The following is an 18,945-nucleotide window of genomic DNA, read 5'->3' on the forward strand; positions in this document are numbered from 1 at the left end:
CGGCGCGGAGCGCGACCGGAGGCGGCGCCTGGACGAGGGTCATGCGGTGCTCCTGCGGTGCGGGGAGGGTCGCAGGTGATTCGGCGCGGGTCGCCGCGAGGATTGGCCGGACCGCGAGCGCGGCGACTCCTCCCGGCGATCAGCTCGGACGCGCCTCGGCGCCGGCGGGCCCGTCCACGCAGTACCAGAGCCGCCATCGGTCGGGCACGCCCTTCAACTCGTGCTCGCCGGCGGGTTCGAAGGCGAACGGGAGTCCGAGCAGGAGCGTGCGGACCGTGTCGCTCACCATGATGCGTCCCGGGTCCGCGGCCGCGCAGATGCGCGCCGCCGCGTGGACGGCCAGGCCGACGAGGTCGTCGCCGCGCAGGATCAACTCGCCGGAGTGGACGCCGACGCGCAGCTCGAGCCCGAGCGCACGGGCCGAGTCGAGTGCCTGGGCGGCGAAGTGCAGCGCGGAGGACGGCAGCGGGAAGGTCGCCACGATCCCGTCGCCGGTCGTGTTGGCCTCGGTCCCCGAGAACCTGGCGATGGAGCGCCGGAGCGCCTCGTCGTGCGACGCGTGGATGCTGCGCCAGCTCTCGTCGCCGGTCCTCGCGAGCGCGGCCGTGGAGCCGACGATGTCGGTGAACACGGTGGTGAGCACGTCGCGCCGTCCGCCGCTTCGGCTGCCCGTCAGGAACTCCTCCATCTCGTCGACGAGGGCGCTGTCGGGGAGGATGGCCGGAAGGGCCGAGGACCGGTGGACGAGCTGGAGCCGTCCATCGGGGAGGGCATCGGCGAGCCAGCGCATCGGGGCCTCGTCGAACGCCTCCAGCGCAGCGTCGTGGAGCACGAGCACGGGCGCGCGCACCCCGGCGAGGTGCGGCCTGACGTCGAGCCGGACGATGGCCTCGGCGAGCCTCCTCGCGGCCGTCGGGGTCGCCGACATGCTCTCGTAGCGCTCCCACCACGCCACCAGGCGTTCGGCGCCCTCCGCCTGCCAGAACTGGCGCACGACGTGCCCCCGACCCCACTCCGACGGCTGGAGCCCTGCCATGAGGCTCGCGATCCACGAGGCGTCGAGCTCCCAGGGGAACTCCGCATCGGCTCGGCCGACCGCGAGCACCTCGTAGGCGATGACGGCCTCCACCCGGTCGGGGTGGCGGGCGGCGGCGGCGAGGGCGGTCGCGCCGCCGTCGAACCACCCGATGATGGTCGCCCGCGCGCTCCCGGCGGCGTCGAGGATCGCGACGAGGTCGTCGGCGTGGTCCTCCACCGAGGCGTCGAGGCCGCCGCGATCCGAGAGCCCGGTCCCTCGCTTGTCGAACAGGATGACGCGGGCGCCGAGGCCCCGGAGCCGCTCGATGAACTCGAGGTGCTCCGGCAGCTCGCAGAACACGTCGACGTTGGAGATGAACGCGAACGCGAGCACGATGTCGCGGTCGCCCTCGCCGAACACCTTGTAGGCGAGGTCGACGCCGTTCCGACCGGCGTACCGTGTCGCCGGGATCACGTTCCGGCTCCGCGACGACCTCGGGGGCTGCCCACGCGATCAGGGTAGTCCGGGAGGACTCGCCGGCGCACGGGCGACACGGGCCGCGTGCCGCGGGAACGGCACGCCGCGGCTCAGATGCCGCCGCGGGTCTCCTGTCCGGCCGCCACGCGGCGCCGGTGCTCGCGGTTGCGGACGACCCGCTTCGCCACGAATGCGCCGACCGCGATCACGACGGCGACGATCACGACCACCTGGAACCCGTCGGCCCAGGGCTCGACGACCGCCCAGTTCTCACCCAGCACGTAGCCCGCGAGGACGAAGACCGTGTTCCAGATGACGCTGCCGGTCGTGGTGAGCACGAGGAACAGCACGAGGTTCATGCGCGTGACGCCCGCGGGCACGGAGATCAGGCTGCGGAAGAGCGGGATCATCCGCCCGAGGAACACCGCCTTCCTGCCGTGCCTGACGAACCAGGCCTCGGTGCGGTCGACGTCGGCGACGTCGACGAGCGGCACGGCCTTGATGATCGACCGCGTGCGCTCGCGGCCGAGCAGCGCGCCGACCGCGTACAGCGCGAGGGCCCCGACGACCGAGCCGAGGGTGGTCCAGAACAGCACCTCGACGAGCGAGAACGAGCCCTGGCTGGCCGTGAACCCCGCGAGCGGCAGGATGACCTCGCTCGGCAGCGGGGGGAACAGGTTCTCGAGCGCGATCGCGAGGCCTGCGCCCGGGGCGCCCAGGGTCTCCATGAGGTCGACGGCCCACGCGGCGAGGCCGGTGAGCTCGGGTTCGGCGGCGGCGAGGAGGGTCGTCGTCATCTGACGAGGCTAGGGGATGCCGGATGAACGGAACCTGACCGCACGCTCGCTCGCCGCGGCATCCGGCACCGCCGACACGCCCGGGCCGGGCCCGACCAAACCGTCGCGCACGCCGCCCCGAACCCCACACGACGGCCCCGACAGCGGGCCGCACCATCCAAGGAGGAGACCGATGCGATCCACGCGCAGCACGCACCGCACCGCACTGGCGGCGTTCTCGATCGTGGCCGTCGCCGCGCTCGGCCTCGCCGGCTGCAGCGCCGGCACGACCGACGAGCCCGCGACCGACGATGAGACCTCGATGAGCGAGGAGCCCATGGAGACCGAGGAGACGATGGCCGACCCGGCGGCGAACCTGGTGGGTCCCGGATGCGCCGGGTACGCCGAGCAGGTGCCGGACGGCGCCGGCTCCGTCGAGGGCATGGCGATGGACCCCGTCGCCGTGGCGGCCTCGAACAACCCGCTGCTCACGTCGCTGGTCGCGGCCGTCTCGGGCGGGATCAACCCCGACGTCGACCTCGTCGACACGCTGAACGGCGACGAGTTCACCGTCTTCGCGCCCGTCGACGACGCGTTCGCCGAGATCGACGCGGCCACGATCGAGACCCTGCAGGGCGACAGCGAGCTCCTGACCTCGATCCTCACGTACCACGTTGTGCCGGGGCAGCTCGCGCCCGACGAGGTGGTCGGCACGCAGGCCACGGTCCAGGGCGGCACCGTCGAGGTGACCGGCTCGGGCGACGAGCTCATGGTGAACGACGCGAACGTGATCTGCGGTGGCGTCATGACCGCCAACGCGACCGTGTACCTGATCGACTCGGTGCTCATGCCCCAGTAGGCGGGCACGGCGGGCACCGCCCCGCGACCGACGGCCCCTCCGGCACGCTGGAGGGGCCGTCGGCATCCGTCCCCGGCGCGCACCCCGGCCCGGCGCGGCCCGGACCGGACCGAACCGGAGGCACCCTCAGCGCGCTCCGAGGCGGATGCGGAAAGCTGGTCCTTCGGCAGATCGGAGCGAACCCGCATGACCTGGAGCCTCGTCCTCGACATCCTGCTCGTGCTCGTCCTCCTCGGCGCGCTCGTGCACGGATGGCGCGCCGGCCTGCTCCGCACCCTCGGCGGACTCCTCGGCCTCGTCGGCGGCGGCATCGCCGCGTACATCGCGATGCCGTGGGTGGTGTCGTTCGTCGCGGCTCCCGAGTGGCGGGCGCCGATCGCGATCGCGGTCGCCGTGGTGCTCCTCGTCACGGGCGTCTCGCTCGGCAGCGCGATCGGGCGGGCGCTCGGCCGGGGAGCCGAGTCCGTGAAGCTCGGACCGATCGACCGCGTGCTCGGCGCCGTCGTGAACACGATGGTGACCGCGTTCGTCGTCGCGCTCGTCGCATCCGGCGTCGGCTCGATGGGCGTCCCCGTCGTCTCGCCGGCGGCCGCGGGCTCCTGGGTCGTCCGCGGCATCGACCAGGTCACGCCGCAGCCGGCACGCACGCTCATGGCCGAACTCCGCACCGCGGCGTTCGGCGAGGCGATCCCGTGGCTCACCGGGGTCCTCGACGGGCCGACGGTCGCGCCCGAGCTGCCGTCGGGCGGCGTCGACGATCCCGAGCTGAACGCCGCCGCGGCATCCGTCGTCAGGATCACCGGGCTGGCGTTCGAATGCGGTGGCAACCTCACCGGATCGGGCTTCGTGGTCGCGCCCGACCGAGTGGTCACGAACGCGCACGTCGTCGCAGGCGTCACCGAGCCGATCGTCGAGGCGCCAGGCCGCGGCCCGGTCGCGGGACGCGTCGTCGCGTTCGATCCCGATGCGGACCTCGCGGTGATCGCGGTCGACGGGCTCGATGTCGCACCGCTCGCGATCGCCGACTCGCCCGGCGCGGACGCCGACGTGGCCGTCGTGGGCTACCCGTTCGGCGGTCCGTTGGAGCTGCGACCGGCGCGGGTCATGGCGAACGGGCCGATCACGATCTCGATCGACGGCGACACGACGTCGCGAGACGTCGTCACGCTCGCGGCCGAGGTCGACCACGGCAACTCCGGCGGCCCCGTGCTCACGGGCGACGGCGAGGTCGGCGGCGTGGTGTTCGCGAAGTCGCAGACCGTCGACAACGTGGGCTTCGCCGTTCCGGTCGGCACGCTCGAGCCGCTCGCCGACGAGGCGCCGTCGCTCAGCGACCGCGTCGACTCGGGCAGCTGCGCGTTCTGACGCCAACTGCCCCCGGCCCGGGACGGGGGTTCACTCGGCGGTGAATCCGGCGAAGCGGATGCCCCAGCTGAGCTCCCACTGCTCGCCCGGATCGAGCCAGCGCAGGCCCTTGCCCGAGTTGAACGCCTCGGCGGGCGCCGTCATCGGCTCGACCGCGATCGCCCGGCTCTCGCCGGGGTAGCTCTCGGTCGTGAACACCTGCACGTACGCGAACTCGTCGTCGGCCCACACCGACACCGTCCGGCCGTCGGGGGCGGAGAGGGTGTGCTCGACGGTCCCGTCGACCGAGGCGACCTCGCCGAACGCGTCGTCGAGGTCGACGTCGCCGACGCGGCGCCCCTCGCGGAAGTCCCACTCGGTGCCGTCGACGGGCACCTCTCCGGTCGGCAGCAGGCGGTCGTCGACCTCGAGGTGGCTCGCCGCGTCGAGCCGCAGCACCAGGTCCTCCGTCGGCACGCCGCCGATCTTGAGGAACGGGTGGGTGCCGACCGCGACGGGGGCGGGCTCGCCGCCGACGTTCTCGAGGAAGTGGGTGACCTTCAGCCCGTCGGAGACCAGTTCGTACCGCACGGCGGTGCGCACGAGGAACGGGTAGCCGAGCTGCGGGAAGATCGTCGCCGCGAGCGTCACCGAGTCGCGGTCCTGCTCGACGGGCACGTACTCGGCGTAGCGCAGCAGTCCGTGGATCGCGTTCTGCCTCGCGGGCTCGGTGATCGCGAGCTGGTAGGTCTGCTCGCCGTGGCGCCACACGCCGTCGCGGATGCGGTTCGGCCACGGGACGAGGACGATGCCCGAGCCCGAGGGCGGCGTCTGGTCCTCGCCGTAGGGCGGGACGAGGTCGATCCCGTTGATCGTGAGGGTGCGCAGCCCGGCGGCGACGGCGGTGACGGTCGCGCGGACATCGCCCGTGGAGGTGGTCGTCTCGAGCTCGAACTGATCGCCCGTGGGGAGATTCATGCACACCACCTTATGGCCGGTCGGCGGCGCGGGCGACGAGGACGTCGAGTCCGGCGTCGCGCAGTTCGCCGATGAGGACGCCGGGCGCCGCGGCATCCGTCACCAGCGCGTCGAACGCGTCGACCGGGGCGATCCGCCCGAGGTGGACCTCGCCGAGCTTGGAGGCGTCGGCCACGACGACGGCGCGCGCAGCCCGCTGGAGCATGAGGGCCTTGACGGATGCCTCGGGGAGGTTGGCGTTCGTGACGCCGAGCCTGGGGTCGACGCCGTTGCAGCCGATCACGGCGAGGTCGACGTGGACCTCGTCGAGGACGGAGCCGGCGAGCGGGTGGACGAGCGAGTGCTGGCGGGGGCGGAGCGTCCCGCCCGTCACGACGACCGTGAATCGCGGGATCTCGGGCTCGAGCTCGAGCGCGATCGAGAGGCCGTTGGTGAAGATCGTCAGGTCGTCCAGGTCGTCTCGGGCGCGGAGGGCGCGGGCGACCTGAAGCGTCGTCGTGCCGACGTCGAGGATGACGCTCTGGCCGCTCCGCACGAGCGCCGCGGCTCGCTCGCCGATGAGCTGCTTCGGGACGACGGATGCCGCGAGCGCCTCCTCGAAGCTCGGCTCGCGCTCGGGGCGCGCCTCGGCGGCGCCCGCGCCCGCGGGCACGGCGCCGCCGTGCACGCGACGGACGAGGCCTGCACGCTCGAGCGCGTCGAGGTCGGCCCGCGCGGTCACGGGCGTGACGCCGAAGGACTCGCTCAGTTCGACGACGCGCACGAACCCGCGCTCGGCGACGAGGTCGGCGGTGAGACTGCGGCGGTGTGCGGCATCGTGCTGCATGAGGACCAGTGTGCGGTGCGGCATCCGACTTTGCAATATGAAACCCACTTGTTTCTCAAACGAAACTCGCGTACCGTGGCGCCGTGCACCAGACCGAACCAGGCCTCATCGACCCGCGCATCGCGGTGCGCCGCTCGACGCTCGCCGACGGCCGCGAGCTCATCTACTTCGACGACGCCGACACGACGCTCCCGCCCGAGCGCGCCGTCGACGCCCGCACCCTCGACCCCCGCCCCGCGATCGCCGAGATGCGACAGGACCCGCTCACGGGCGACTGGGTCTCGATCGCCGCCGCGCGGCAGAACCGCGTCTTCCTGCCGCCGGCCGACGCCGACCCCCTCGCGCCGCAGACGGCGGCGAACCCGTCCGAGATCCCGAGCACGTACGACGTCGCCGTCTTCGAGAACCGCTCGCCGTCGTTCGGACCCGACCTGCCCGACTGGCCGGACTCGGCCGATGGCGTGACGGATGCCGCGGCATCCGCTCTCGCCGACGTTCGCGCCGTGGGGCTCGAGCGCCGCCTGCCGTCGCACGGTCGCTGCGAGGTCGTCTGCTTCAGCCCCGAGCACGAGGGCTCCTTCGGCACCCAGACCGTCTCGCGCGCGCGGACCGTCATCGAGGCGTGGGCGCATCGGACCGCGGCGCTGTCGGCCCTCCCGGGCGTGCAGCAGGTGTTCCCGTTCGAGAACCGCGGCCGCGAGATCGGCGTCACGCTCCCCCACCCGCACGGGCAGATCTACGCCTACCCCTACGTGGCGCCGCGCACCGAGCGCCTCCTCGCCGCGATCGACGCCTACGGACCCACGCTCCAGGCCGACGTGCTCGAGCGCGAGCGCGCCGGAGAGCGCGTGCTGCTCGCCGCCGACCACTGGACCGCGTACGTCCCGTTCGCGGCGCGCTGGCCGGTCGAGATCCACCTCGTTCCGAACCGCCACGTGCCCGACCTCGCCGAGACGACGGCCGAGGAGCGCGACGAGCTCTCGCGCGTCTACCTCCGGCTGCTCCGCGGGGTCGACCGGCTCTACGACACGCCCACGCCGTACATCGCGGCCTGGCACCAGGCCCCGGTGCACGAGCATCGGGACGACGTCAGGCTCACGATGCAGCTGACGAGCCCGCGTCGCGCCGCCGACCGACTCAAGTACCTCGCCGGGTCCGAAGCCGCGATGGGCGCCTGGATCGGCGACGTGCCGCCCGAGACGCAGGCCGCAGCGCTGCGCACCGCCATCGAAGGAGTTGACCTGTGACCGACGCCGTCGCATCCGCCCAGCACCTCTTCGCCGAGCAGTACGGCCGCCGCCCCGCCGGCGTGTGGTCGGCACCCGGCCGCGTGAACCTCATCGGCGAGCACACCGACTACAACGACGGCTTCGTCTTCCCGTTCGCGATCGACCGTCGCACCACGGTCGCGCTGGGCGACCGCGACGACCGCGTCGTGCGGGTCTCGTCGACCTTCTCTCCCGAGACGATCGAGGTGCACCTCGACGCGCTCACCCCCGACGCGGTGAGCGGCTGGGCCGCATACCCGCTCGGCGTGGTGTGGGCGCTCGGCGAATCCGGCGCCGACCTCGCGCACGTGCGCGGCGTCGACCTGCACATCGACTCCGACGTGCCCGTCGGGGCCGGCCTCTCGTCGTCGGCGGCGATCGAGTGCGCGGTCGCGCTCGCGCTCGACGAGCACTGGGGCCTCGGCTTCGACCGCGCGACGCTCGCGAAGATCGGCCGCCTCGCCGAGAACCGGGTCGTCGGCGCACCGACGGGCATCATGGACCAGTCCGCGTCGCTGCTCGGCGAGGCCGACGCGGCCGTGTTCCTCGACTGCCGCAGCCTCGACGCCGACGTCATCCCGCTCGGCTTCGCCGAGGCGGGCCTCTCGCTGCTCGTGATCGACACGCGCGTCAGCCACGCGCACGCGACCGGCGGCTACGCGGCGCGGCGCGCGTCGTGCGAGGCGGGTGCGGCCGCGCTCGGCGCGGAGTCCCTCCGCGAAGTGCGCGTCGACGACCTCGACCGCGCGCGCGACCTGCTCGACGACGAGACCTTCCGCCGCGTCCGGCACGTCGTCACCGAGAACCAGCGCGTGCTCGACACGGTCCGCACGCTGCGCGAGCAGGGCCCGGGCGCGATCGGACCGCTCCTCGACGCCTCGCACGTGTCGATGCGCGACGACTTCGAGATCTCGGTGCCCGAGCTCGACCTCGCGGTCGAGACCGCGCAGGCCAACGGCGCGATCGGCGCGCGCATGACGGGCGGCGGGTTCGGCGGTGCGGCGATCGCGCTCGTCATCGACGACCTCGTGCCCGTGGTCGCGCGCAAGGTCGTCGAGGCGTTCGCAGAGCACGGCTTCCGCGAGCCGGGCGTGTTCACCGTGCACGCCGCGCAGGGCGCGCGGCGCGACGCCTGAGCGCGGCCGAGCGCGGGTCGCTGCGACGCGACCCGGGCTCAGCCCGGCTCGACCGCGGTGGGCGTGCCGCCCGTGATGCGCACGAGCTCGTCGAACGTCGTCGGGAACACCGTCTTCGCGTGCCCTGCCGCGGCCCACACCTCGTCGTAGGTCGCGAGCTCGACGTCGACGAACGTGCGCACCGGCGCGGGGTGCCCCACTGGGGCGACCCCGCCGATGACCTGCCCGGTCGCGGCCTTCACGACCTCCTTCGACGCTCGGCCGATCGTTCCGCCGAGCTCGGCGCCGAGCCACTCGGTGTCGACGCGGTGCGCACCCGACGTGAGCACCAGGATCGGCTCGTCGTCGAGCGTGAAGACGAGCGAGTTCGCGATCTGCCCGACCTCGACGCCGAGCGCGTCGGCGGCGAGCTTCGCCGTCGTCACCGCGTCGTCGAACCACACGATGCGCGGGTCGATCCCGTCGGCGGCGAGTGCGGCCGTCACGCGATCGACGGCGGCGTGCGAGGGGGCTGCGGTCGGCTCGGCGGTCATGGCTTCGATCCTACGAGCGGATGCCGCGGCATCCGTCGCTCGTCGGTGTCCTGCCGTTCGCGGCCCTGTCGTAGGGTTCGAGCGTGACCGCCTCGCCCGCACCGCACGACCGCCTCGCCCGCCGTCTCGGCCTCCGCGGCGCGGTCGCCATCGGGCTCGCCGCGATGATCGGCGCGGGCGTGTTCTCGGTGTGGGCCCCGGCGGCGCAGGCGGCGGGCGGATGGCTCCTCGCCGGGCTCGCGATCGCCGCACTCGTCGCGTTCGCGAACGCAGGCTCGACCGCGCAGCTCGCCGTGCGGTACCCCGAGTCGGGCGGTGCGTACCGGTACGGCCGGGAGCGGCTCGGCGCCTGGCCGGGATTCCTCGCCGGGTGGGGGTTCGTGATCGGCAAGACCGCGAGCTGCGCCGCGATGGCGCTCACGGCCGCTGCCTACCTGGTGCCGGAGGCCTGGCAGAAGCCGGTCGCGATCGCCGCGGTCGTGGTGCTCGTCGGCGTGAACGTCCTCGGCGTGACGCGGACGGCGCGCGCGGCTTCGGTGATCGTGTCGGCGGTGCTCGCCGTGCTCGTCGTGGTCGTCGCGGCCGGGTTCGCCACGATCGCCGGGGTCGGCTGGGGCGTCGGCGCGACCGGATCCACCGCCGAGCTCAGCGGGCTCGTTCCGCCGATCGGAGCCCCGCCCGCCGAGCTCCGGGCGCTGGCGGGCGCCTACGGCGTCCTGCAGGCCGCCGCCCTGGTCTTCTTCGCGTTCGCCGGCTACGCGCGCATCGCGACGCTCGGCGAGGAGGTGCGGGAGCCGCGCCGCACCATCCCGCGCGCGATCGGCGTCGCCTTCGGGATCGTGGTGGTCGTGTACGCACTCGTGGGCACCGCGTCGCTGGGCGTCCTCGGGGCCGACGGGCTCGCGGCATCCGTCGCCCCGCTCGTCGACGTCGTGGCGGTCGCCGGATGGCTCTGGGCCGAGCCCGTCGTCCGTGCCGCCGCCGGCGTGGCGGCGCTCGGATCGCTGCTCGCGCTCGTCGCCGGCGTCGGCCGCACGAGTCTCGCCATGGCGCGCGACGGTGAGCTCCCACGCCCGCTCGCGGCGGTGCATCCGCGCGGCGTCCCGCACGTGGCCGAGTTCGCGACCGGCGCCGCCGTCATCGTGCTCCTGCTCGTCGCCGACCTCCGCGGGGCGATCGGCTTCTCGTCGTTCGGCGTGCTGCTCTACTACCTCGTGGCGAACGCGTCGGCCATCACGCAGCCCGCCGCCGAGCGGCTCGTGCCGCGGTGGCTCTCGTGGTTCGGCGCGATCGGATGCGTCGTCCTCGTGGTCACGCTGCCGATCACGTCCATCGCGGCGGGCGTCGCGGTCTTCGCCGTGGGCGCCGCGGTGCGCGGCATCCGCCTGGTTCTCGGGCGGCGGTCCGGCGCTCCTGAGGGCTAGCCCGTCGTCGAGGGGATGCCAAATGCACCGGTCGGGCCCCGAGACGGTGCGGACGGCATCCGTTCGATCGCGGCGCCCGGCATAGGCTGGCGGCATGAGCGCCGACCCCTCCGCCCGCATCCTGACCATCGCCGACGTGCCCGCGCCCGTGCTCGAACCGACCGCCTTCGTCGCGCTCGGCGCCGTCGTCGTCGGACAGGTGCGCCTCGCCGCGCAGTCGAGCGTCTGGTACAACGCGGTGCTCCGCGCCGAGGCCGAGCCGATCACGCTCGGCGAGCGCTCCAACCTGCAGGACGGCGTCGTCTGCCACGTCGACGCCGGCTACCCCGTGGTGATCGGCGCGGGCGTCTCGGTCGGCCATCGCGCGGTGCTGCACGGCTGCACCGTGGAGGACGACTGCCTCATCGGCATGGGTGCGACGATCCTCAACGGTGCGGTGATCGGCGCGGGGTCGCTCGTCGCCGCCGGTGCCGTGGTGCTCGAGGGCACCGTCGTGCCGCCCGGCTCACTCGTCGCGGGCGTCCCCGCCAAGGTCCGCCGCGAGCTCACCGCCGACGAGCAGGCCGGCATCCGGCGCAACGCCGAGGCGTACCTCGCGCACGTCGCGCGGCACACGGCTCCGGTCGACTGAAGCGGCGCCCGCGGTCGCCTCGGCGGCGAACGACGCCGCATCCCCGGTGGTCCCGCCCCCAAGCCAGCGCGCGAGGCGGCGCCGCACGCGCCGCACCCGCCGGACGGCCCCCCGAGCTGGGACGCCCACGCCCCAGGCGAGCGCACCCGCGAGGCTGCGATCGTGCTCGCCGAGCATGCGGCGCCGCTCGAAGGCCGACCTCAGCGCGCCGCCCGACAGGTCGTGGCGACGCTCCAGGTGCGGCAGGGGCACGATCTCGCGCGACTCCACGAGCGCGGTGAGCCGCGCGGCCCAATCGTCGGCGTCGTGACCGTGGAAGTAGTTGTCGGCGAGCCACGCCGGCTCGGCGAGCCTGAAGCGACCGGCCGCGAGGTCGTCCGTCGACCCGAAGAGCCCGGCGCCCTCGAACACCGTGTTGATCATCGCCGGCGACACCCCGAAGTCGTCGAGGAGCAGCGTCGGGAGACCGAGCGCGATCGACTCGAGCGCGGCCGTCGAGCTCACCGTCACGAGCGCGCCGGCACGCGCGAGGTGGGCCGCCATCGGCCCGTCCTCGACGATGAGGTTCCGCGGGAGCTCCCCCACGGCGCCGAGGTCGCCCATCAGGTCGGCGTAGTCGTGCGCCTCCTCGTGCGTCTGGGCCTCGCCCGCGCGCGCGCGGACCTTGACGACGACGCGTCGATCGGGCTGCCGCCGGGCGAGCTCCGCGAGGGCGGAGAGGACGAGACTCCGCTGGTCGGGGCCGACGGGGACCTTCGCCTGGGCCGCGAAGACCACGTCCGTGCCGCCCGGAGCGGCCGCCGCCGCCGGCTCGGCGCTCGAGAGGAACGGCAGCGTCGCGAGTCCGAACATCCGGTCCACTCCGAGGTCCACGGCGTTCGCGCGGAACTCGCGCACCTCACGGCGGCTGTGCAGCACGATCAGGTCGGTCTGCTCGCGGTACACGACGGCCTTCGGGACGGCCGGGATGGTGAGGCCCGGGAATCCGCTCACGAGCACCGGGCGGTTCCGGCGCCGGAGCAGCCTCGGCGCGATCACCCGGACGAACGGGCCGCGCAGCGCGAGCAGGACCGCGTGCGGATCGAAGGCGTCCAGCTCGTCGTCGAGTCCCGGGAGGCCCGCCCGCCCGTCGAGCGGCAGGACCCGCGCATCGCCCGGCGCGAACCGCGTCCCGTCGAGCGCGTGCTCGAGCTGCCGCTCGCTCGGCTGCACCGGCGAGGCGATGACGACGAGCCGCGGGGCCCACTCGCCGGGAAGCGTCGAGGCGAGCGCCGCACCCCACTTCACGTAGGAGTCGGAGTCTCCGACGACGAGCACGCGCCGCTCCGTTCCATCCGTCGCCGGCGTACCGGACCTCGTGGCACCCGACCCCGGCGCACCGGTCACACGAGCACCCGGCGGAGCTTGGCCTTCGGAGCCTCTTCGCCCGGGTAGACGCGCTTGACGCCGTCGCCGAGGGCCTCGCCGATGATGCGGATGTCCCGGACGAGGTGCTCCAGCCCCTGCGGCTCGAGCGAGGCGGAGTGGTCGGAGCCCCACATGGTGCGGTCGAGCGTGATGTGCCGCTCGACGGCGACCGCGCCCAGGGCGACCGCGGCGATCGAGATCTGGAGGCCGCGCTCGTGGCCCGAGTAGCCGACCGGCACCCCCGGGTAGCGCCCCTTCAGCGCCGGGACCATGAGGAGGTTCGCCTCCTCGGAGGGCATCGGGTAGCTCGAGGTGGCGTGCATGATCACGAGCCGCTCGGCGCCGAGCACGGCCACGGCGCGATCGATCTCGTCGAGGGTCGACATTCCGGTCGAGAGGATGACGGGCTTGCCCGTGTCGCGGACCGCCTCGAGGAGCTCGACGTCGGTCACCGACGCCGACGCGATCTTGTGCGCGACGACGCCGTACGACTCGAGTTCGGCCACGGCCGGGGCGTCCCACGGCGAGGCGAACCAGTCGAGGCCGTGCAGGGCGGCGTGCCGCGCGACCTCCGCGTACTCGTCGCGGCCGAACTCGACGCGGTGGCGGTACTCGAGGTACGTCATCGTGCCCCATGGCGTCTCGCGCGGCGTGAGCTTCATGTGCTCGGGCGTGGAGAGGTCGGGCGTGCGCTTCTGGAACTTCACGGCCTGCGCGCCGGCGCGCGCGGCGACCTCGATGAGGCGCTTGGCGATCTCGACGTCGCCGTTGTGGTTCAGGCCGATCTCGGCGATGACGTAGACGGGCTCGTACTCGCCGATGGCGGCGTGGCCGATGCGCACGGACATGGTGGCTCGCTTTCGTGGGTCGGTCAGGTCGCGGAGGTCGCCGCGGCGATGGCCTCGCGCTGCTCGCGAGTGGGATGAGCCGGGTCGAGTTCGCGCGACTCGCGCACGAGGTCGGATGCCCCGGAGCCGAGTTTCGCCTCGCGTGCGGCGAGCACGAGCTCGGCGAGCTCCCGGACCGCACCGTGGCCGCCGTGCCGCTCGAGGACGTGGCGCGCGCGCTCGAGCGCGTCGGGCGCCGCATCCGGCACGGCGAGCGGCCAGCCCACCATGTCGAGCGCGGGGATGTCGCCCCGGTCGTTGCCGAGGTAGGCGATGCGGTCGAGGCGGATGCCGCGTGCGGCCGCCCACTCGCGAAGCGCGGCGCCCTTGTCGGAGAGCCCCTGGATCACGTCGACCCCGAGCTTCTCGGCGCGACGACTGACGACCGGGTTGGCCTCGGCCGACAGGATGAGCACCGGGATGCCGTGGTCGCGAAGTCGCGCGACGCCGTGCCCGTCGGCCCGGCTCACCCGGACCGACTCGCGACCGAGCTCGTCGACCGCGGCGGTGTCGTCGGTGTGCACGCCGTCGAAGTCGGTGACGACAGCGTCGACGTCGATGAACGGATGCCGCGGGTCGGCCACCCACGCCGCGCCCTCGCGTCGCGCGAGCGACGCGGCGACTCCGCCCGCGAGCCGCCGGTCGACGCGGGGCGCGAGCACGCGGGCACGCGCGAGGTCGGCGGCGTCGTCGATCTCGATCGCCGTGTCGGGGTGGACCCGCTGGATGCCGATGCGGCCGAAGAATCGGTGCCCGGCCCGCACGAAGCCCTCGGTGCGTAGGACGTAGAACGCCCCGGTCTCGAGGAACTCGGGCTCGCGGTCCTGCCGGCGCGGGCGGTTCGTCGGGTCGTGGTTCACGCCGACCGCGCTCGCCCCGTCGGCGTCGTCGGCGCGCTCGCGCCAGAGGAACCCGTGGGTGGGTGTCGCCGCGAACACGACGTCGCGCTCGCCCGACTCGACGCGCGCGACAGCCGTGTCGAGGTCGAACGGGTCGATGAACGGCGAGGTCGCCTGGATGAAGACGGTGGTCGTGCCGGGTTCGGGCGCGATCGCCTCGATCGCGTGCAGCAGCGCCGACTCGCTCGAGGCGGTGGCGTTCGCGAGGGCGGCCGGACGCGCGATCACCTCGGCGCCGGCGTCGTGCGCGGCATCCGCGATCTCGTCGTCGTCGGTGGTCACGACGACGCGTGCGATGCGCTCCGCGGCGAGGGCGGCGTGCACGGCCCTGGCGATGAGCGGGACGCCCCCGACGCGTGCCACGTTCTTGCCCGGCAGGCCCTGGGACCCGCCTCGGGCCGGGATGATCGCGATCGCGCGCGCGGCGGCGGTGGCCTTGGTGGAGTCGCTGCGGCTCATGCCGCGAAGCTAGGCGTGCAACGCGTCCGCGGGGTGCACGCCCGGTGAACGCCGGGGGACGTTCAGGCTGACAGCGGACGTCGCGTCCACCTCCGCCCGCCTCAGCGTCCGTGCAGCTTGATCTCGGCCGCCTTGACGACGTTGGCGAGGAGCATGGCCCGGGTCATCGGGCCGACGCCCCCGGGGTTCGGCGAGAGGTGGCCGGCGACCTCGGCGACCGCCGGGTCGACGTCGCCGGTGAGCCGGCCCTTGCCGGTCTCCTCGTCGGCGACGCGCGTGATGCCGACGTCGAGGACCGCTGCGCCCGGCTTGACCCACTCGGCCTTGACCATGTGCGGCACGCCGACGGCCGCGACGACGATGTCGGCGCGGGCGACCTCGGCGGCGAGGTCCTGCGTGCGCGAGTGCGTGAGGGTGACGGTGGCGTCCAGCCCCTTGCGCGTGAAGAGCAGTCCGAGCGGGCGTCCGACGGTGAGGCCGCGACCGATGACCGTCACGTGCTGCCCGCGGATCGGGACGTCGTAGCGCTGCAGCATCTCGACGATCCCGGCAGGCGTGCACGGCAGCGGCGAGCGGAGCTCGCCCTCGATGCCGAGCACCAGCCGCCCGAGGTTGGTGGGGTGCAGGCCGTCGGCGTCCTTGTCGGGGTCGATGAGCTCGAGCATCGCGTTCTCGTCGTGGCCCGTCGGCAGCGGGAGCTGCACGATGTAGCCGGTCACCTCGCGCGCCGAGTTGAGGTCGCGGATCGCGGCGCGCACGTCGGCGGTCGTCGCCGAGGCGGGCAGGTCGACGCGGATCGACTCGATGCCGACCTCGGCGCAGTCGCGGTGCTTGCCGGCCACGTACGAGCGCGAGGCGGGGTCGTCGCCGACGAGGAGGGTGCCGAGTCCCGGCACGACGCCGTTCGCCCGGAGGTCGGTGATGCGCGAGGCGAGCTCGGACTTCACGGCCGACGCGGTGGCGACGCCGTCGAGGGTGATCGCGGTCATTTCGGGAGCCTTTCCGAGCTGGTCATCGGGTGCGGAACGAAGGAGATTCCAGCGAACACGCCGGTGAGCGGATGCCGCGGTCGGCGCGTCGCCGCGCATCTCCTCCGACGAGTCGGGCCAGGGCCCGGGCCCGGGGGCGAACGATCGCTCGCCCCCGGGCCCCGGCGGCCGGCTACTGCTGGAGGCCGGGGTAGAGCGGGAACGCCGCGGTCAGCGCCTCGACGCGCGACCGGAGCGCGGCGACATCCGGGTTCGCCTGCAGCGCCAGCGCGATGACGTCGGCGACCTCGGTGAACTCGGCGTCGCCGAAGCCGCGGGTCGCGAGTGCGGGCGTGCCGATGCGCAGGCCCGAGGTGACCATCGGCGGGCGCGGGTCGAACGGCACCGCGTTGCGGTTGACGGTGATGCCGACCTCGTGCAGGCGGTCCTCTGCCTGCTGGCCGTCGAGCTCGGAGGTGCGGAGGTCGGCGAGCACGAGGTGCACGTCGGTGCCGCCCGTGAGCACGTCGACGCCGGCCGCGCGGGAGTCGTCGGCGACGAGGCGCTCCGCGAGGATCCGCGCACCGCGGACGGTGCGCTCCTGGCGGTCGCGGAACTCCTCGGACGCCGCGATCTTGAACGCGGTCGCCTTCGCGGCGATCACGTGCATGAGCGGACCGCCCTGCTGGCCGGGGAAGACGTTCGAGTTCAGCTTCCTCGCGAGCTCCATGTCGCGCGACAGGATGAAGCCCGAGCGCGGGCCGCCGATCGTCTTGTGCACGGTCGAGGAGACGACGTCGGCGTGCGGCACGGGGTTGGGGTGCAGGCCCGCGGCGACGAGTCCGGCGAAGTGCGCCATGTCGACCCAGAGCTTCGCGCCGACCTCGTCGGCGATCTCGCGGAACGCGGCGAAGTCGAGCTGGCGCGGGTACGCCGACCAGCCGGCGATGATGACCTGCGGCTTGTGCTCGATCGCCTTGTCGCGCACCACGTCCATGTCGACCTGGAAGGTCTCGGGGTCGACGCCGTACGCCACGGCGTTGTAGAGCTTGCCCGAGAAGTTCAGCTTCATGCCGTGCGTGAGGTGACCGCCGTGCGCGAGCTCGAGGCCGAGGATCGTGTCGCCGGGCGTGGCGATCGCCGAGAGCACCGCGGCGTTCGCGGTCGCGCCCGAGTGGGGCTGCACGTTGGCGTACTCGGCGCCGAACAGGCTCTTCGCGCGCTGGATCGCCAGGTTCTCGGCGACGTCGACGAACTCGCAGCCGCCGTAGTAGCGGCGGCCGGGGTAGCCCTCGGCGTACTTGTTCGTGAGCACCGATCCCTGCGACTGCAGCACAGAGACGGGCACGAAGTTCTCGCTCGCGATCATCTCGAGCGTCGAGCGCTGGCGGTTCAGCTCGAGCTCGAGGACCTCGGCGATCTCGGGGTCGACCTCGGCGAGAGGGGCGTTGAAGACGGATGCGGCGCCCGCGACGGCGTCGGCGGGGGCGTCGGTGGTGAGTGACTCAGCCAATGGATGGCTCCTTCGAAGATGACATGCGGACCTGCGGAAATCGCCTCGTGCGCGACTCGCGCCCCGAGGCCTCGCGTACCGGCCCAGGCGTGCGGTCGGTCCGTGCCAGTCGCTCCCCGATGGTCACCCATCTCAACGCCAGTCGCGACGCCGCCAAGCATAGCAACGGATGCCGCGAGCCCACGCCGTGGATGACGCTCGCGGTCGCGGCGCCCGACCGCCTCGCGGGTGCCGGCGATATCGTGGCCCGGTGACCTCCGCGCCGACGACCGTCATCCACTCCGCCCGCATCGTCTCCGGCGGCGACGCCGTCACCGACGCGTGGGTGCGGTTCGAGGGCGACCGGATCGCGGGGCGGGGCATCGGCGAGGCCTGGCGCGACGCTCCCGCGGTGCGGGCGGGCGGGGCCGACGTGACGGATGCCGCGGGCCGCTGGCTCACGCCCGGATTCGTCGACATCCACTGCCACGGCGCGGGCGGGGCGGCGTTCGACGAGGGCGCCGAGTCCATCGGTGCGGCGCTCGCGGTGCACCGGGCGCACGGCACGACCCGGAGCGTCTGCTCGCTGGTGACGGCGCCCGTCGACGTGCTCGCCGAGCGGCTCCGCGCGATCGCGGCGGTCGCGGCATCCGACCCGCTCGTGCTGGGCGCCCACCTCGAGGGCCCGTTCCTCGACCACGAGTTCCGCGGCGCACACGACCCGTCGATGCTGCGCACCGCCGACGACGCGGCGCTCGACCGGCTGCTGGGGGCGGCCGGCGGCGCGCTTCGCCAGGTCACGATCGCGCCCGAGCACGAGGGGGCGACCGCGGCGATCGCGCGCCTGGTCGACGCCGACGTCGCGGTCGCCGTCGGCCACACGGGCGCCGACTTCGACACCGCCCTCCGCGCGTTCGACGCGGGCGCGTCGATCCTCACGCATGCGTTCAACGGCATGCGCGGCATCCACCATCGTGCGCCCGGCCCGGTCGTCGCGGCCATGCGCGCCGACCACGTGACGCTCGAGGTCATCGGCGACGGGGTGCACGTGCACCCCGACGTGGTGCGCCTCGCGTTCTCGGGCGCATCGGGGCGCGTCGCGCTGGTGACCGACGCGATGGCCGCGACCGGGGCGTCCGACGGCGCGTACGTGCTCGGATCGCTCTCGGTCGACGTGCGCGACGGCGTCGCGCGGCTCGCCGACACGGGTGCGATCGCCGGGTCGACGCTCACGCAGGACGAGGCGCTGCGTCGCGCCGTCCTCGACTCGGGGATCCCGCTGCACGAGGCGGTCGGCGCGCTCACGGTCACTCCCGCGTCCGCGATCGGGCGTGCGGGCGACCTCGGCCGCCTCGACGTCGGGTTCGCCGCCGACGCGGTGCTGCTCGACGACGACCTCGCCGTCGCCGCCGTGTGGGGCGCGGGCCGGCGCATCGCCTGACGGTCGCGCTGCGGCGTCCGAAGGCACCGCGGGCCCCGGCCGGCGTGCCCGACCGGTCGCCCCGGGCGGAGCGGGAGGCCTGTTCCCCGTCGCCCCTCGCTCCGTCCCGGTCGCCGTCCCGC

At 73.9% G+C, this 18,945-nt stretch carries 16 protein-coding genes, 1 pseudogene and 1 riboswitch; of the genes and pseudogenes, 7 read left to right on the plus strand and 10 right to left on the minus strand.

Annotation, left to right across the window (positions count from 1 at the left end):
* Positions 1 to 139: 139 nt before the first annotated feature.
* Positions 140 to 1,492 carry an adenylate/guanylate cyclase domain-containing protein gene (locus ACFVHK_RS16555; protein ID WP_376929773.1) on the minus strand — a complete coding sequence of 451 codons (1,353 nt, stop codon included), beginning with the start codon at positions 1,490 to 1,492 and terminating at the stop codon, positions 140 to 142.
* A gap of 113 nt (positions 1,493 to 1,605) precedes the next feature.
* Positions 1,606 to 2,292 carry a DedA family protein gene (locus ACFVHK_RS16560; protein ID WP_376929774.1) on the minus strand — a complete coding sequence of 229 codons (687 nt, stop codon included), beginning with the start codon at positions 2,290 to 2,292 and terminating at the stop codon, positions 1,606 to 1,608.
* Between the two features lie 172 nt (positions 2,293 to 2,464).
* On the opposite strand from ACFVHK_RS16560, the gene ACFVHK_RS16565 reads away from it, so the two are divergent.
* Positions 2,465 to 3,130 carry a fasciclin domain-containing protein gene (locus ACFVHK_RS16565; RefSeq protein ID WP_376929775.1) on the plus strand — a complete coding sequence of 222 codons (666 nt, stop codon included), beginning with the start codon at positions 2,465 to 2,467 and terminating at the stop codon, positions 3,128 to 3,130.
* Between the two features lie 186 nt (positions 3,131 to 3,316).
* Positions 3,317 to 4,495 (plus strand): MarP family serine protease, encoded by a 1,179-nt coding sequence (locus ACFVHK_RS16570; protein ID WP_376929776.1) that lies wholly within the window; start codon positions 3,317 to 3,319, stop codon positions 4,493 to 4,495.
* 30 nt (positions 4,496 to 4,525) lie between these two features.
* On the opposite strand, the gene ACFVHK_RS16575 is transcribed toward ACFVHK_RS16570, so the two are convergent.
* Positions 4,526 to 5,452 (minus strand): aldose 1-epimerase family protein, encoded by a 927-nt coding sequence (locus tag ACFVHK_RS16575; RefSeq protein WP_376929777.1) that lies wholly within the window; start codon positions 5,450 to 5,452, stop codon positions 4,526 to 4,528.
* A 10-nt stretch (positions 5,453 to 5,462) separates the two neighbouring features.
* A complete protein-coding gene (locus ACFVHK_RS16580) occupies positions 5,463 to 6,278 on the minus strand; it encodes a DeoR/GlpR family DNA-binding transcription regulator (protein ID WP_376929778.1) in 816 nt (271 codons plus the stop codon).
* Between the two features lie 83 nt (positions 6,279 to 6,361).
* On the opposite strand from ACFVHK_RS16580, the gene galT reads away from it, so the two are divergent.
* Both galT and galK read left to right on the plus strand, forming a co-directional pair.
* Positions 6,362 to 7,525, plus strand: coding sequence for a galactose-1-phosphate uridylyltransferase (gene galT, locus ACFVHK_RS16585; protein WP_376929779.1), 1,164 nt, complete (start codon positions 6,362 to 6,364; stop codon positions 7,523 to 7,525).
* The gene (galK, locus tag ACFVHK_RS16590; protein WP_376929780.1) at positions 7,522 to 8,682 is read left to right on the plus strand and encodes a galactokinase; all 1,161 of its coding nucleotides are present in this window, start codon (positions 7,522 to 7,524) and stop codon (positions 8,680 to 8,682) included. The genes galT and galK overlap by 4 nt, the downstream gene beginning before the upstream one ends.
* A 38-nt stretch (positions 8,683 to 8,720) precedes the next feature.
* Here galK and ACFVHK_RS16595 read toward each other — a convergent pair whose 3' ends face one another.
* The gene (locus tag ACFVHK_RS16595) at positions 8,721 to 9,215 is read right to left on the minus strand and encodes a YbaK/EbsC family protein (RefSeq protein ID WP_376929781.1); all 495 of its coding nucleotides are present in this window, start codon (positions 9,213 to 9,215) and stop codon (positions 8,721 to 8,723) included.
* A gap of 83 nt (positions 9,216 to 9,298) precedes the next feature.
* Here ACFVHK_RS16595 and ACFVHK_RS16600 point away from each other — a divergent pair, with 83 nt between their 5' ends.
* The gene (locus tag ACFVHK_RS16600; protein WP_376929782.1) at positions 9,299 to 10,639 is read left to right on the plus strand and encodes an APC family permease; all 1,341 of its coding nucleotides are present in this window, start codon (positions 9,299 to 9,301) and stop codon (positions 10,637 to 10,639) included.
* A 94-nt stretch (positions 10,640 to 10,733) separates the two neighbouring features.
* Positions 10,734 to 11,270 carry a gamma carbonic anhydrase family protein gene (locus ACFVHK_RS16605; protein ID WP_376929783.1) on the plus strand — a complete coding sequence of 179 codons (537 nt, stop codon included), beginning with the start codon at positions 10,734 to 10,736 and terminating at the stop codon, positions 11,268 to 11,270.
* A gap of 282 nt (positions 11,271 to 11,552) precedes the next feature.
* Here ACFVHK_RS16605 and ACFVHK_RS16610 read toward each other — a convergent pair.
* From ACFVHK_RS16610 to glyA, 5 genes and pseudogenes are all read right to left on the minus strand, one after another.
* Positions 11,553 to 12,656 (minus strand): annotated as a pseudogene (locus tag ACFVHK_RS16610) (DUF6716 putative glycosyltransferase); the annotation flags it as partial.
* A complete protein-coding gene (locus ACFVHK_RS16615; protein WP_376929784.1) occupies positions 12,653 to 13,525 on the minus strand; it encodes an N-acetylneuraminate synthase family protein in 873 nt (290 codons plus the stop codon). The pseudogene ACFVHK_RS16610 and the gene ACFVHK_RS16615, both read right to left, overlap by 4 nt.
* Before the next feature lie 23 nt (positions 13,526 to 13,548).
* Positions 13,549 to 14,922 (minus strand): cytidylyltransferase domain-containing protein, encoded by a 1,374-nt coding sequence (locus ACFVHK_RS16620; RefSeq protein ID WP_376929785.1) that lies wholly within the window; start codon positions 14,920 to 14,922, stop codon positions 13,549 to 13,551.
* A 101-nt stretch (positions 14,923 to 15,023) separates the two neighbouring features.
* The gene (locus ACFVHK_RS16625) at positions 15,024 to 15,911 is read right to left on the minus strand and encodes a bifunctional methylenetetrahydrofolate dehydrogenase/methenyltetrahydrofolate cyclohydrolase (RefSeq protein ID WP_129235494.1); all 888 of its coding nucleotides are present in this window, start codon (positions 15,909 to 15,911) and stop codon (positions 15,024 to 15,026) included.
* 172 nt (positions 15,912 to 16,083) lie between these two features.
* A complete protein-coding gene (glyA, locus tag ACFVHK_RS16630) occupies positions 16,084 to 17,403 on the minus strand; it encodes a serine hydroxymethyltransferase (protein ID WP_376929786.1) in 1,320 nt (439 codons plus the stop codon).
* 74 nt (positions 17,404 to 17,477) lie between these two features.
* A riboswitch (ZMP/ZTP riboswitch) is annotated at positions 17,478 to 17,559 on the minus strand.
* A 94-nt stretch (positions 17,560 to 17,653) separates the two neighbouring features.
* Here glyA and nagA point away from each other — a divergent pair.
* Complete coding sequence (gene nagA / locus ACFVHK_RS16635; protein ID WP_376929787.1) at positions 17,654 to 18,823, plus strand: N-acetylglucosamine-6-phosphate deacetylase; 1,170 nt, start codon at positions 17,654 to 17,656, stop codon at positions 18,821 to 18,823.
* Positions 18,824 to 18,945 lie beyond the last annotated feature (122 nt).

The organism is Agromyces binzhouensis, from assembly GCF_042672355.1.
Lineage (GTDB): Bacteria > Actinomycetota > Actinomycetes > Actinomycetales > Microbacteriaceae > Agromyces > Agromyces binzhouensis.